Here is a 14,865-nt window from a genome sequence, read left to right as displayed (position 1 = left end):
CTTAAGAGTTTAATTGACTAATAATTTCTTCTTTCTGAATATTTTTCTGAACACAATCGATGAGGTAATTGGAAAGATCATTTATATTTTCGTCCAGAAAATTAAATTTCCTGCAATACTTTTTAAGCATGTTCAACTCATCATCTGTAATTTTTCCGTCTGCCCAAATGATTCTTGTAAAATCATACAAATACTCTATTCTGGTATTTAATTCTTCGGGAATAATTAATTCTGTATTAATAGGATTCTGAAAAAGTTTATCAAGTTCATCTCTGGGAATTCCTCTTTCGTCAGCAAAATGATACATCATTTGCAGTTCTAATACATCAAATTGATCATCGGATAATGCCATTTGATATAACCTTAAAAAATGACTTTTTAGTTCTAGTGTTATCATGTTTTAATTATTTTTTTGATAAGTTTTCGCAGGCAATTCCGTCGCCATCAGAATCTAAGTTTTTATAACAGCTTTTATTACTGTTATAAGTAGCTTGTGCTTGCGCCTGACTTGAAAAACTACCACAAGTTTTAGTTGGACAATTTGAGCTTTTTGTATCTGATGAATCAGAACAAGAAATTATTACACCAAATGTCATAGTAATTAATAGTACTAATAAGCAGCCATTATTCTTATTTGAAAAAGATCTGGATCTTGTATTAGTAAAATGCCCTTGAACATAAGTTCCGTCCTTTCTATAATATCCTTTTCGATATCCCATGATTATATATGTTTTAGTGTGAAAATTAAAAATGTTGTTATTCCGGCAAAGGCAAACAAAAGCAAACAACCACTATTTTGATATCGTACTCCTGATATCCCTGTTTTTACAGAATAGCCGCTTTTGCTAAATGTTCCCATTTTTGTTCTTAAACTTGGAGAAATCCCGGATTTACTTATGTTTAATCCTAGACCTCCTCCAAGTTTTATTCTTTTTTGAAATCGAAAGCCCATGATTATTAGGTAGTATGACAGGTGTTGCAACAAGTTTTGCAACCATTCGATTTTGAGTAAGTTTTTTTTGCCTCATCTACAGCAGGCTTACAGCTAGAAAACTCGCCTAAATATTTTCTATTTGTCGAATTTGGTAAATATTGACAATCTTCGGTATGAACTTCATGATCTCCATTTGATTGTTCGTTTTGGTTAACATAATACTTTTTCATGGTTTTTATTTTTAATTGTTTTATTGTTTGATTTCTAATTGTTTAGAAACTTTGATTGACTTTTTCTTCTTGATGCCAATCGTAGCCAGGAATGTTACTTTCTTTTTTTGTAATGGTTATTGGTACTTGAATTTTTGTATTTTCCTCCTTTATGAGAACTACCTTTTCCACTTTTGTAATGACCACTTTGGGCTTCAATACTACTTCCCAGAACCAGGAAGAACAGACTAAACAAAACGACTAATTTTTTCATAGTTTTAAATTTATTTGATTTATTATCCAAACTTAAACCTATTTAAAATCAGTATTTTACGGAAATCCATAATCCATAAAGTTTTTAAATTAAAGCAATAAAAAAAGCTCCTGAAGGAGCTTTAAAAGTTAAAAATAGAAGTATAATGAGACTAAATAATCCCCATATCTTTAGTAATAGAAACCAAATGAACGGTATTATTTGCTTTAAAAAAATCTTTTAATTTAGAGAGTCTTTTTTCTACGGCGCTTTTGCTGTTGGGTTTGATATCCGAAGTTTTGAAAATTTCAATTATTTCATCCTGTGAAGTCCCGTCAGATAAATATTTTAATATTTTAATATCGGTATCGTCTATTTCGTAATTGCTTTTTTCCTGCAAAGCAGACGCAACTTCGGGAGAAATAAAGGTTTGATCAGAAGTCGAAATAATATGAATCGCTTTTTTCAATTCTTCGATACTATTTCTGCCTTTTAAAACAAAAGCGTCAATTTCAGAATTATCAAAAAGGGATTTTATGCGAAGGCTTTTATCTTCGATCGAGTACGCAATAATTTTAATATTAGGCTGGATCTCACGAACTTTTTGAATTAGTTCATCGCCATTAGCAATTTTCACTTCGCGATGATCTTTTTTAAAAGAAAGATCGCTGATTAATAAATCGTATGGTTCATTATCCTGAATGGCTTTTCTGATTTTTAGAAAAGCGTCATCGCAGTATTTTGCATGTTGAAAATTGACAATATCCAAATCTTTTAAAGTTTGTTCGATTGCTAAATTGATATCTCCAAGATCTTCGGCTACAATTACTTTTTTAAACATAGGCTTTTATTTAGGTATTGTTATTTTTACTTTAAAACCTTTATTGGGTTCAGTGTCAAAAGTAATAGTTCCTTTTATGGCCAGAATACGGATTTCCATATTTTGCAAACCATTTTTAATAATTTTATTTTTTTCAGTGCCTTTTCCGTTATCTACATAGTCTATGAACAAGTTTTTTTGATTGTTTTCAAACTTAACAGCTACTATCGAAGCCTGACTGTGTTTGAACATATTAACCATCAATTCTTGTAAAACTCTATGTATCGTAACTTTTTTTATTTCGTCGATTCCTTCCCAGTTTATTTTCTCAATATTTTGTGTAATAACGTTCGTGGCATTATTATTATAAGTTGCCAGCATTTGTTTTATGCTATTGGAAAAATTTTCACCAGTATCGATGTTATTATTTTCACGGGAAATTCCGCGGACACGAGAATAAATATCGTCCAGTTTTTGAATCAGACTTTCCTTTACATCTTCTTCTGTCAAAGGTTGCGTTTGTGTAAAAGTCATGGCATGGTGCACATCATTGGCGAGTTCATCATGTATGTCTTTAGCAATTCTGGTTTCAGTATCATAAGAAGCTTTTATTTTTTCAATTCTGTTTTTATTTCGGTAATACTTTCTCCCATAAATTAATACTGTGAAAAGGATAATAATTCCAAGAACAGAAAAGGTTCTTTGATATTTCGCTTTCTGAAGTGCTAACTGATTTTCGGCTTTCTCTAAACGCAATTTTTGATTCTCGTCTTTTTCTTTTTTGGAATCGTATTTAATCTTCGCAAACTTGTTTTTGAAGTTGTTTCGAATCTTAATAATACTGTCATTTAAGAAAACAAATTTCTGTGCGTATTTGGTATCCTGGATATCCGTATCATTTGAAATTAAAAAAGAAAGTGCTTTTAATCTTTCATCAATACTATTAGATGTTGTAGCTGAGTGATACGCATTTAGCGCATATTGATTTGATTTTTCGGGATTGATTTTGCTATAGTATTCGGCTAAATGAAGATTACTTTGAATGGAACCATAGGAATCATTATCAAGATTTCTCATTTTAAGGCTTTCTTCCATTAGCGAAAGACCTTTATCTAATAAGCCTTTTCTGAAGTATGCATAACCCAGATTATCCAATATCCGGTATTTTTTTACAGCATCTTCTTTTGTTTGGAAATTATTTTGGCTAAGTAAAGATTCTAATATCTGAATTGCGGGATCGTATTTTTTTTGCTCAATGTAAACGGCCGCAATGTTGTTTAATGGGGATCGCTTTGACGCTTCATTGTCAAGTTCTTTTATAGATTCCTTGTAATACGAAATAGCATCATTATATAAGGAGAGTTCTTTGTCAGCAATTCCGAAAAAATTATTAATAGAGGCGCTATAAATATCTTTCTTTTTGATATAAGGTAATGCTTCTGTTAGTGTTTCTTTACTGCCATAATAATCACCATTTATTTGCTGTATAGAAGCCATTTGAATTAAACTATAAGCAATATTGGCACTATCCTTTAAATTTTCATATATTATTTTAGATTTATTGAAGTTGTAAAAAGCACTATTAAAGTTCTTGTCCTTAAAGTTTAATATTCCTTTTTCTCTTATTATAAAAGCTTTTTCTCTTGTAGCATCAAGGGTGACAGGTACTTTTGTTTTTTCTTTGCAGGAAAGAATAAAAAGTAAAATGATAAAACAAAAAAACGGGGATCGTAGCATAGAAGTTACTTTCCCCGAAAATAGTAATTAATTATAAAACAAGTTCTTTATTTATGGTTTTTTTGGTGGTGGCGGAACAATGATAGGATCGTCACCAGGTCCTGGAGGAGTAAGCGGTTCAGTAAGGAAAACCTTTTTAACCTCAGTTGTTGCTTTATCTTTGTTTTTAGTTTCTAATTCGTCTGCTGTACAAGAAAATAATGTTGTACACAATAGCGCGCACGCTCCCAATGTAAATAAATTTTTCATTTTTTTATGATTTAAGATTTAACTAAAGGGCTTTGCCGTTCAAAAAGGTTCTGAACTTTGTTATGGCAATGCCAGGTTACTTTGGGAAGTGAAGTGCGTAGAACTATAAAACTTTATTTATACTTCCCGGATAAACTCCGTTTTACGGTTTTCCGCACTTTTAATAGAACCAGTTTTGTACATTTGTTCTAATCGCGATATCGAACAAGAACTGATTTGTTGAAGCAAAGAAACAACGCTTATACCGCAGTGTTAATAAGGAATTCCGGGAATTCCTGCAATGATTAAGCATTCTTGAAGATTCCGAATAATTCCTAAAAATTCCCACAGCCTATGCCAAACTTTACTATTGAAGATTATAAAGAAGCTATAAGAGCCAAATATGAAAAAGATATAAATAATCCAGTTTCTGATAGTTTGACCTCACTTGGTCAAGCTTATTTGAGAGACTTTTGTTGGCAAAAATTTGAAGGAGAATTGAGCGAAGATGATAAGCGGGTTTTTAATTCTTTTTTTGGATGTGAGTTTAATTCTATCACAAGAAATTTATTCAGGGATAGCACAGATAGATTTAGACCTATTGGAACTTTTTTAAAGAGACAAACAGATTTAGCGAGTAGAGAAGCAGTTGATTTAACTGCAATTTTGGTTGATTTTCAACACAGACCTTTCAGAAAATTCAGGGAAAAAGGAATTATTAATTATTTAAAACATCCTGAAGATTCTAAAATTTCTGAATCATCTGATGCGAAAGATGAAGTTAGAGAAGAGGTAACCAATAAGAATGAAGTAATTAATTCTGGTGAAACAATTTCGAATGATAATATAAAGGAAGAAAACCAAATTAAAGGTTTTGCAGATTTAAAGCCAGATTTGGGTAAAGTGGAGGAAAGTAAAGATTTGGAGCAAGTTGAGGTTCTGACTATAGTTTCAAAACCTGTAGTAATAAATCTAAAAGAAAGGGTTAAGAAAACGATTTTGTTTTTTTTCTATAAATTAAAGAATACAGCAATTGCGACATTCCTTATTTTTGGTTTAATTAGTACGGTAATCTATTTCGCTTTTTTTAAGAATGATTGTATGCAATGGTCAGAAGATCATTATGAGATAGTAGATTGTACATCAAAAAATGATGAAAATTTAAACGAAATAATTCCGCTAAATGAAGATCTTTTAGATTTTAGAAAATTAAAGGTTTGCGATACCACTAATTGTTTTAAGAAAGATGGTGAAGCTTTTGTTTGGTATACCAAGACGCCAAATGGAGGAATAGACTTTTTTAATGGTCACGGGAGGCACCCTGAAAACAGTAGACCTCTAAGACCAGTTTCACACTATATATATACTAAGTATTTGAAAGGAAAGCCCTGTAAGTAGTATTTCTAGTATCTATTGATTTCAATAAAATTATATAAGTAAGAAATTACATTGATTAATAAAATAATTATGTAAATCTGAGCGAATATTATATAACATCATTCATCGATGTTAGATATAATTTAGCATTATACAAATAATTAATTTTAAAAGAAATCAAACATGAAAACTAAACGTATATTATTAGGATTATTATTGAGCATTGGATTATTTACTGTATCATGCAGCAGCGATGATAACGAAGGGGAAACAATCGTGCCAATACAAGGGAAATATAACTTGAGCCAAACAGGAACAATTGTAGACGGAAAAGAAGTATTAGTTAATGCTCCACAAAATCAAAGTGGATGTAAGCAAGATTATTTGGATTTAAGGCTGAGTAATGCAGCAGTTATAGGTGATTATAATGGTAGTAATTGTGCCTTAGTAGAAACTACAGGAACTTATGTAAGATCGCACAATGACTTAACACTTACAATAGGTAATTTAAGTACTACCAGCGATATCATGAACCTTACTAATAAGGAGTTGAAGATAAAAGACAAAACTACGGGTGTAATTACTGTTTACACGAGATAATTAGATTGAATTAGTAAAATAAAAAACGGAAATAACTTTTAAAGTTATTTCCGTTTTTTTATGGATTTTTGTTTTACAGCTTATTTCACCGGAATGTAAATATCAAAAGTGGCTCCTATATTTTGTTCGCCCGTTGCGGTGATAAATCCGTTATGATTATCAACTATTTTTTTGACAATAGCCAGACCAATTCCTGTTCCGGTATATTCGAGTTTTCCGTGCAGACGCTGAAATACTTCAAATATCTTGGAACTGTATTGTTGCTCAAAACCAATTCCGTTATCCGTAATTCTAATATGGCAATAATTGGTTTCATCGTTTAGTTTATCATTGTCTAAAGTTGCTCCTTTTACTATCTCGCTGTTTATTTTTATAAGAGTACGAGTTTCCGGTTTAGAAAACTTAAGAGAATTACTGATCAAATTGTATAACAGTTGTCTAAACTGAAAAGGAATCACATCAATTTTGCATGTTTTTCCCATTTCTATAGTGGCATCTTTTTGTTCCAGCTCTTCTTTTAAATCATCTTTTACCTCATCAATAATTTTGGCGATTTCTGTTTTTTCAAATACTCTTTCCTGAATATTGGTTCTGGAATACGAGAGCAAATCATTAATTAAAGTTTGCATTCGTTGTGCAGCATTTTGCATTCGCATGAATTTATCTTTGCCATTATCAGATAAATTCTGCAATTCTTTCTCCATAATCTGCGTGGCAAAAGTCTGTATTTTTCTTAATGGCTCCTGCAAATCATGACTTGAGATATAAGCAAAAGACTGAAGCTCTTTGTTCATTTGCTCCAGTTCAGTATTTTTTTGTTCGAGTTCTAATGCGTTTTGTTTTAGTTTATCACTGGCTCTCTTTTTCTCGGTAAGATCATGTGTTACTTTTGAGAAACCAATAACTTGATGTTTCTTGTTATGAATTGCCGTAATTACGACGCTTGCCCAAAAATAGGTTCCGTCTTTTCGAACGCGCCAGCCTTCTTGTGTTGCTTTTCCTTTTTCGATCGCAAGGTTCAGGAGCTTTTGCGGAAGATTGCTTTCTCGGTCTTCTTTAGTATAAAAAATAGAAAAGTACTTTCCGATAATTTCGTCTGCTTTATATCCTTTTATTTTCTCGGCACCAACATTCCAGTTTTCAATTATACCATCATGATTTAGGTATAAAATGGCATAATCCTGAACTTCTTCGACCATCAAATGATAACGTTCTTCGCTTTTTCTAAGCGATTCATTTATCTGGCTCAATTCTTTGGTTCTTACCGTTACTTGCTGTTCGAGTTCGTGCGTAAATGCTTTCTCCGTATGAATATCTGTAAAGGCACCAACCCATTTTATAATTTTATTATCTTTATTATAAACCGGTTCGCCAATTACGGCATGCCACCTGTAATATCCGTCTTTTCGTCTCACGCGAACATCACATCTGTAGGCTTCGCCTGTTTCTAAACTATGACTCCATATTCTGGCATTTTCATCATAATCATCGGGATGAATCATGGCTTTCCATTCGGCTTCGCCAGCAGGTTTTATACCGGTATATTCAAACCATTTTCCGGATGCAAATAAGGCGTTTCCTTTTTCATCGGTTTCCCAAATTAATTGCGGAATACTTTCTGTTAAGGAGCGGAATCTCTTTTCGCTTTCCTGAATTTTTTTTCGGGCTTCGACTTTTTCTGTTACGTCAATCAAAGTCATTTTTATTCCAGAGATACTGTTGTCTGATTCGCGCAAAGGAGCATATTCAAAATCAATATACAATTGGTGCTTTCCATCTTTGCCATTGATATACAAAAGTGATTCTGACTCAGAATGTACTTCTCCCGTTTTGTAAACTTTTTTTAAAAGCTGTCCGTATTTTTGTTGTTCGAGTTCCGGGAAAATTTCAAATAAGTTTTTATCCTGAACCTCATCTTCTTCTTTTTTCCAAATCGTTTTAAGAAGCGCAATATTGGCAATTTCAATTTTCATATCCCTGCCTTTCAAAATCGCTTTTGGTACAGGAGATTGCATCACCAGATTACGGAATCTTTTTTCGCTTTCTTCAAGTTCCTGCTGATGATTTTTTTCATCAGTAATATCTCTTATTGTCCCAATTAATTTCTCAGGATTATTTTCATTATCATAGAAAAGTTTTCCTTTGCCTTCCATCCAGTGAATAGATTGATCTTTCCAGATCATTCTGGCTTCATAATTCAAATATCCTGAAGTAAGTGCTTCTTTAAAAGCTTTATTTCTAATGTGCATATCATCAGGATGAAGATGCTTTAGTAATTGCTCGTGCGTCAATTCTACATTTTCTGTATAACCGCCTATGATTTCGAGATATCTTTTAGAATATAGGGGTTCTCTTGTTTTTACATTCAATTCCCAGGTTCCTAATTCGCTGGCTTCGACTATAATTTTAAGCCTTTCTTCGTTTTGTTCTATTTTTTTTCGAACCTCAACTTTTTCGCTGACTTCGGTAACGGTCACAATAATACCTGAAATTTTTCCGTCTTCTTCTTTTAGCGGATGGTATAGGAAATCAAAATAACAGATACTTAGTTTTCCATAACGCTTTATCGGAATTGGAACTTCATTTCCATGATAAGGAATTCCGGTTTTTAATACACTATTTAGCATTGAACTAACCGTTTCTTCGACTTCAGGTAATGAATCAAACAAAGGTTTGCCAACAAAATCATTTTCTTCTCTGTCTACTAATTTCAAATAGGCTTCATTGGCTGTTTCGACTACGAAATTTGAACCACGTAAAATTGTAATTCCAACAGGAGCTTGCTTTACGGTGTTTCTAAAACGTTTATCAGCTTCTTCAATTTTTTGTCGTGCAATTACTTGTTGCGTATTATCGAGTACCCAAATGGCTATTTTTTTGACTTCGCCTTCTATGTTTTTGAGTGGTGCATAAACAAAAGTCACATAGATTTTTTCTTCTTTGCCATGTCTGATAAGCATCATTTCTACCTCATTGACAAAAAACGGAATACCTTCGTCTGCCACTTTTTGCAAAGCTTCTTCATAGTAAGGTTTGACTTCTGCAAAGGTGTCCCAATAGTATTTTCCGGCAATTTCGTCGTAGCGTTTTCCGGCAACTTCAACAAAACTTTCGTTTACAATTTCGCTAACCAAAGTTTTAGCATCCAAAACACAAATACCAATAGGCGATTGCAATACCATACTTTGCAAATTCTGTTCGCTTTCTTCGATTCTTTTCTTTGCTAAGTTGAGGTCCGTTAAGTCAACTCCGGTATTCATTACGGCATAAACTTCACCATTTACATCGTAGAGAGGCGTTAAACTGTAATTAAAATAGTAAGTATATAATTCTCCATCTACGGTAAGATCGAGTGGTGTATTTTTTGTGTGGAAGGATTTTCCAGTTTCCAGAACGGTATTAATTTGTTCAAATACCAATTGATTGTCCAATTCAGGAAGAACATCTTTAAATGATTTTCCGATAACATCATTTCCTTTTCCCCATATTTTAATAATAGAATCATTGGCCAATTCTACAACCATTTCCTTGCCAACATACACAGCAATAGGAAAAGGGGCATTCTCAACAAGCTGTCTTATTTTTTGTTCACTTTCTTCTACTTTGGATCGGACTAAAATCTGGGGAGTTACTTCAATCGCTATTGCAACAACTCCGGATATTGTTCCGTCTGTATCTCTAAGTGCTTGATAAACAAAATTAATATAGGTAGTCTCGACTTTTCCATTTCGAGGCAAAAGAACAAGGCGTTCGTTTGCAACAAATTTTTCGCCGGTTTTAAATACGTTGTCCAATAAAATTTCTAAATCCTGATTTTGAGCTTCGGGCAGGGCTTCAAAAATAGGTTTGTTAATTACCTTTTCATATTCCGTGCCCCATAACTGGATCATTTGTGCATTGGCAATTTCTACAACGTGGTTTTTACCTCTAAAAACACACATTGCAACAGGCGCCTGCATAATATTATTTATAAATCGAGAGTTGCTTTCTTGTAAGGCTTCGGTCGCTTTTTTCTTTTCAGTAGTTTCTATTACAGTTACCAAAACACCGCCAATAGTTCCGTTTTCGATTTTGATGGGACTATAAGAGAATTCAAAATAGCAGTCTTCATCAAATCCGTTTCGGTTTAAAATCACCTTAAAATCCGGAATACTAACTGCTTTTCCCTTCATAACTTCAAAAAACATAGGACCTATAGTATCCCAAATTTCCGCAAAAGTTTCCTGAGAACTTATCCCTAAAGCTTCGGGATGTTTTGTCGCACCAAGAATAGGGCGGAAGGCATCGTTGTAAAGTTGCGTATAGTCATTTCCCCACGCAATGTACATCCCAAACGGATTATTGAGCATTACGGCAACTATTGTACAAAGACTTTGTGGCCAGGTTTCGGGATTTCCTATCGGGGTTTTACTCCAATCTTTAGAACGTAATAATTCTCCCATTTCTCCACCATCGGCAAGAAAATAATGCTCTTTGTTTGTGGGTTTCATTCCAAAAACTATTTAAGGTTGAAGAATAAATTTTGCCCTGATGGGTTGTTTGAAATTATTTTCAGATGTTATGGCTAATGCATTGCCAATGACCTTTTTTAATTTAGAAAATTCGCCTGGTTTGCGAATATAATAAGTAGCCCCTTTTTCGTACATTAAATCAACAATGTCAGTATCCAGAGATGTCGAAAAAATAATTATCGGAAGATTTTTAAGTTCTTCCTTATCCTTTATTTCAGCCAGGCATTCATGACCATTCTTACGGGGCATGTTGAGGTCAAGAAAAAGAATATCAGGTAAATTTCCAGAGAAATTCGTTTCTAAATAATCCATTAGCTGCACGCCATCATTAACAGTTACAAGTGATACCGGAAGCGCTAATTCATCTAAGGCTTCTTTGAAAAAAGCGCAATCATCTTCATCATCGTCTGCTAGTAAAAGATTGTAATTCTGTTTGTTCATTTTATAATAAGATAAAAAAGTTATAAACCCAAATATGATTTATTTCTGCTAAGATAGAGCTATTTTTATTACAAATAGTCAAGATTATAGCAATAAAATTAACTCTTTTGGATGATAATTCATAATCCAATTTTGAAAATAGTACGTTTTTTTATAACCATTATTGAATAACAGAAAGTTGATAGAGAAAACAATTATGTAGATGTTTCCGTTTTTTTCAACTACTGTAACTGCCAAATAAAGTTAGTTTCCGTTCACGACAAAACCTTGGTATGGCATCTTTAATTTCAATAACATTTACGGACCAACCTTTATTTGTAAATTCTTCTTTTAGGGAGGTTTGCATATGGAATTAATTTCATGAACGAATTTGTGAAAATTCATGAAATTCGTGTTTTGAATGAGAATTAAATTTAGTTAAGAATACGAGAGTATTTTTAAAGTAGCTTTCTATTATGAATCCAACCAGTTCTTGAAATTATTAATTTCTTTTTTACTCAAAATAATAGGTTCGTTATCAGGAATAGAAACATGTAGAAGCAATTCAATTTTTTGGCTCGAATGTTTGATGATTTCCTGAATGTGATGTCTGTTGATGATATATTTTCGGTTGACTTTAAAGAAAAGAACCGGATCAAGTTTATTAATTACATCCGTTAGATTGCTGTTGTACAAATAGCTGTTGCCAGAATTGGTATAAATAAACATGTGTTTTCCTGTGGCAAAAAAATAGGTAATTGCCGTATCATTTATAGAAATGAGTTTGTCTCTGTGACTAACCAAAAAGTGATGCTGAATGTTGCTTTGATTTTCAATTTCAACAAGGGATTCAACAATTAAGTTGGTATTAAAGGTTTCTTTTATGTTTTTATATTTTATTAAAGCTTCCAATAATTCTTCTTCTTCATAAGGTTTTAGAAGATAATCAATCGTGAAATGTTTGAAAACTTTTACGGCATAAGAATCATAAGCGGTAATAAAAATAACGGGGCAAGATACAAGAGTCTGCTCAAAAATGTCCAGACTTTTTCCGTCTCCCAAATGGATATCCATAAAAGCAAGATCAACGGTATTTATTTTAAAAAATGCAACGGCATCTTTTACAGATTTCACCACCGAAATTTCACTGATCGAAATTATGGTTTGTTGTTCCAGAATTGATTTCAGATAGCTTGACGCCAGATGTTCGTCTTCAATAATGACAATTTTCATTTGGTTTATTTTTCTGCAAAGGTAAATAAAACTTAGTGCTTTATGTGTTACTGTTTTGCAGAACTTATTGTTTAGTATTTTCCAATATTTTGAAGAAAAGAAGTGTGAATTAAAATTATACATATTGTATAATTTTTTAGTATATTTGTGTAACGAATATGTTTGAGATAATGAATGTAAAAATATTAAAGATTGATGAAAATAGTCTAATTGATGCTAAAATTTCAGATGTAAAATCAGTAAAAATAAATTTGCCTTCTATAACTGATGGATGGAGGTTTAATTTTAAAAAGCATTCCAAAGAAGTGGGGCATGAAACGTATGTTTTAGTAAGTAAAGAAACTCCTGATGTAATTGAAGGATGCCTGATTTTTGAAATGAAAAAGAAAGTGGAACCTTATATGGCTTATGTAGAAATCGCACCTCATAATAAGGGATTGAATAAAAGATATGAAAAAGTGGCGGGCTGTTTAATTGCATTTGCCTGCAGGTTAAGTTTTATAAAAGCCAATGAACCATACAGAGGTTATTTGGTATTTGATGTTATGGAAGAAGATAAAAGTGATGAAGTAAAACTGATGGCCATGTATTCAACAAAATATAATGCACTCAGATATGGAGAGGCTACCATGATTATTCCTCCGGCGGGAGGAGAGAAATTAATTACCGAGTTTTTAAATTAAAAAGAATATGAAAAATAAAGAAATTCAAATTAGTGATATTTGGAATGACAAGAAGAAAGACGATTTAAAAAAAATTATAAAATCTCATTCTTCAAAACAATCCAAAGAACAGATATTAAAGAATCAATTGCTTTCTATTCAATATAAATTGGAAGATTATATTCAAAGCGAAAATGATACTGAGGTTTTAAAAGTTCTTGATTTTGTTAAGATGTATCTAAAAACACTCAATATTACTAAAAAGGAATTAGCTTCTTACTTTGAAATGAAAGATAGTAATCTTCATAAGTATCTTATAGGAGAAAGAAAGTTAAATGCAAAACTTGTATTGAAGTTAAGTACTTTTTCTCATACCAAACCAGAGCAATGGTATAGGGTTCAGTTAAAAAATGAGATAATCGAATTGAATAGAGAAAAAGCGAATGTAGAAGCTTATAAAAAATATGATTATCGTAATTTAGTTCAAGCAGTATAATTGCTTATAAAAGTAAAAAGCCGCCTCAAATATTTTTTGAGACGGCTTTTTTAATTATTACAATGCCGGATTATTTAATCTTGCATCTAGAGGAAATGGCAGCGTATAACGCGGGTCATTTTGTATTAGAGTATGATCTTCTCCAGCATAGGTATGGATGATTTGTTTTTGAGTAGTTCTTCTTAAATCAAACCAACGGTGACCTTCAACCGCAAACTCACGTTGTCTTTCCTGAGCGATAAAATCAAGAAGCTGAGTTTGTGTCATTGCAGCAATCGATGTGCTTAATGTGTTGTAGCCTGTTGCATTATATCTGTTTTTGATAAAAGTCAAAACTGTTGTTCTTGTTGTTGGAAGATCGTTCAATTGCGCTGACGCTTCTGCTTTTGTCAAATATAATTCAGAAGTTCTAAAAGTACATTTTTGAGCGATATCTCCACCTTTTCTAAATTTGAATTTGCTTCCGCTTGCCTGATAATACAAAGCAAAACGTAAGTCGTTTGTTTTATCATAAGCTCCAGTTAAAGTTAGTGAAGCATATGTTGTTCCTTTTATAATATTGATAAAAGGATCCTCAAGCGCTAATATAGATTCCGGACCATTATAAAGGTTAGGTAAAGCTGGTGTCGTATTTAAATTTATTAAAGCATTTTTGTACGTCATTGCTTTATTTGCAGCAGTAATAGCTTTAGCCCATTCTTTTCTGTAAAGGAAAATACGAGATTCCATAGCATATAAAGAAGCTTTAGAAAAACGGTAATTAATACCTGTTGTTTGTGTATCTAAATTCAATAATTTTTTTGCTTCTTCATCATCAGATAAAATCTGATCGTAAATAACAGCAACACTTTGAGGAACATACGCCTGCTCTAAATCTATTTTTAAAGCCAATGGAACACCTCTCTCTGATGCAGCTGTTGCAGCATTATAAGGTTTACTGAATATGTTCAATAAATCAAAGTAAGTTAAAGCTCTTAGTGCATAAGCTTCTCCAATTAATTGGTCTTTCTCAGCAGAAGGCGCTAACTTTTGGCTTGCTTCATTGATAACTACATTCGTATAAAAAATCCTGTTGTACAAAGCTGCATAAGGAAAAACGTTTGTCGTTTTATCAGGATTGATATCGTTCCAGATATAATGGTCTTTATAGAAAGTAGCATTATCATTAAATTCATCAAAAGTCAATTCATCTGCTCTCACAGCAGACAATGCTTTATGGATTGCAGTTACAGAATATCCTTTTGTCATTATGGCTCTGTAATCTCCCAAAGTTTCCGGAATTACTTTACCTACTGGCTTAACATCAAGATAATTATCACAGCTTACAGTAGTAATTGCTACGCTGGCAAAGAATACGTATTTTAATATATTTTTCATTTTGAATC

General features: G+C 32.4%; 16 protein-coding genes. 4 read left to right on the top strand and 12 right to left on the bottom strand.

Going from position 1 to position 14,865, the window contains the following annotated elements; all coding sequences use genetic code 11:
* Position 1 precedes the first annotated feature (1 nt).
* The 8 genes from EAH81_RS06830 to EAH81_RS06800 form a co-directional block, all read right to left on the bottom strand.
* The gene (locus EAH81_RS06830; RefSeq protein WP_140505211.1) at positions 2-397 is read right to left on the bottom strand and encodes a TerB family tellurite resistance protein; all 396 of its coding nucleotides are present in this window, start codon (positions 395-397) and stop codon (positions 2-4) included.
* A gap of 7 nt (positions 398-404) precedes the next feature.
* On the bottom strand, positions 405-719 hold the full coding sequence (locus EAH81_RS27820; protein ID WP_241676529.1) for an excalibur calcium-binding domain-containing protein: 315 nt from the start codon (positions 717-719) through the stop codon (positions 405-407).
* Between the two features lie 2 nt (positions 720-721).
* Positions 722-952 carry a DUF4236 domain-containing protein gene (locus EAH81_RS28115; protein ID WP_140505209.1) on the bottom strand — a complete coding sequence of 77 codons (231 nt, stop codon included), beginning with the start codon at positions 950-952 and terminating at the stop codon, positions 722-724.
* 5 nt (positions 953-957) lie between these two features.
* Positions 958-1,164, bottom strand: coding sequence for a hypothetical protein (locus EAH81_RS06815; protein ID WP_140505206.1), 207 nt, complete (start codon positions 1,162-1,164; stop codon positions 958-960).
* A 94-nt stretch (positions 1,165-1,258) separates the two neighbouring features.
* Complete coding sequence (locus tag EAH81_RS27385; RefSeq protein WP_161595792.1) at positions 1,259-1,417, bottom strand: hypothetical protein; 159 nt, start codon at positions 1,415-1,417, stop codon at positions 1,259-1,261.
* A gap of 151 nt (positions 1,418-1,568) precedes the next feature.
* On the bottom strand, positions 1,569-2,237 hold the full coding sequence (locus EAH81_RS06810; protein ID WP_140505204.1) for a response regulator transcription factor: 669 nt from the start codon (positions 2,235-2,237) through the stop codon (positions 1,569-1,571).
* Positions 2,238-2,243: 6 nt separating this feature from the next.
* Positions 2,244-3,953, bottom strand: a complete 1,710-nt coding sequence (locus tag EAH81_RS06805) for a tetratricopeptide repeat-containing sensor histidine kinase (RefSeq protein WP_140505202.1) — start codon at positions 3,951-3,953, stop codon at positions 2,244-2,246.
* Between the two features lie 51 nt (positions 3,954-4,004).
* Positions 4,005-4,202, bottom strand: a complete 198-nt coding sequence (locus EAH81_RS06800; protein ID WP_140505201.1) for a hypothetical protein — start codon at positions 4,200-4,202, stop codon at positions 4,005-4,007.
* 333 nt (positions 4,203-4,535) lie between these two features.
* Here EAH81_RS06800 and EAH81_RS06795 point away from each other — a divergent pair, with 333 nt between their 5' ends.
* Together EAH81_RS06795 and EAH81_RS06790 are read left to right on the top strand one after the other, a co-directional pair.
* Complete coding sequence (locus EAH81_RS06795) at positions 4,536-5,579, top strand: hypothetical protein (RefSeq protein ID WP_140505198.1); 1,044 nt, start codon at positions 4,536-4,538, stop codon at positions 5,577-5,579.
* 162 nt (positions 5,580-5,741) lie between these two features.
* Entirely contained in the window at positions 5,742-6,158 is a 417-nt protein-coding gene (locus tag EAH81_RS06790) for a lipocalin family protein (protein ID WP_140505196.1), read from the top strand.
* 80 nt (positions 6,159-6,238) lie between these two features.
* Here the strand turns inward: EAH81_RS06790 and EAH81_RS06785 are convergent, their stop codons facing one another.
* From EAH81_RS06785 to EAH81_RS06775, 3 genes are all read right to left on the bottom strand, one after another.
* The gene (locus EAH81_RS06785; RefSeq protein WP_140505193.1) at positions 6,239-10,648 is read right to left on the bottom strand and encodes a PAS domain S-box protein; all 4,410 of its coding nucleotides are present in this window, start codon (positions 10,646-10,648) and stop codon (positions 6,239-6,241) included.
* Positions 10,649-10,660: 12 nt separating this feature from the next.
* The gene (locus EAH81_RS06780) at positions 10,661-11,110 is read right to left on the bottom strand and encodes a response regulator (RefSeq protein ID WP_140505191.1); all 450 of its coding nucleotides are present in this window, start codon (positions 11,108-11,110) and stop codon (positions 10,661-10,663) included.
* Between the two features lie 453 nt (positions 11,111-11,563).
* Positions 11,564-12,322, bottom strand: a complete 759-nt coding sequence (locus tag EAH81_RS06775; RefSeq protein WP_140505188.1) for a LytR/AlgR family response regulator transcription factor — start codon at positions 12,320-12,322, stop codon at positions 11,564-11,566.
* A 170-nt stretch (positions 12,323-12,492) separates the two neighbouring features.
* Here EAH81_RS06775 and EAH81_RS06770 point away from each other — a divergent pair, with 170 nt between their 5' ends.
* Entirely contained in the window at positions 12,493-13,005 is a 513-nt protein-coding gene (locus tag EAH81_RS06770; RefSeq protein WP_140505186.1) for a hypothetical protein, read from the top strand.
* Between the two features lie 7 nt (positions 13,006-13,012).
* Positions 13,013-13,480, top strand: coding sequence for a transcriptional regulator (locus EAH81_RS06765; protein WP_140505184.1), 468 nt, complete (start codon positions 13,013-13,015; stop codon positions 13,478-13,480).
* A gap of 57 nt (positions 13,481-13,537) precedes the next feature.
* Here EAH81_RS06765 and EAH81_RS06760 read toward each other — a convergent pair whose 3' ends face one another.
* Positions 13,538-14,857: a RagB/SusD family nutrient uptake outer membrane protein gene (locus EAH81_RS06760; protein WP_140505182.1), complete on the bottom strand. Its 1,320-nt coding sequence runs from the start codon at positions 14,855-14,857 to the stop codon at positions 13,538-13,540.
* Positions 14,858-14,865 lie beyond the last annotated feature (8 nt).

This window comes from Flavobacterium pectinovorum, from assembly GCF_006438875.1.
Lineage (GTDB): Bacteria > Bacteroidota > Bacteroidia > Flavobacteriales > Flavobacteriaceae > Flavobacterium > Flavobacterium pectinovorum_A.
Note: the sequence above shows the minus strand (reverse complement) of the source record. Positions and strands in the feature narration are given on the sequence as shown.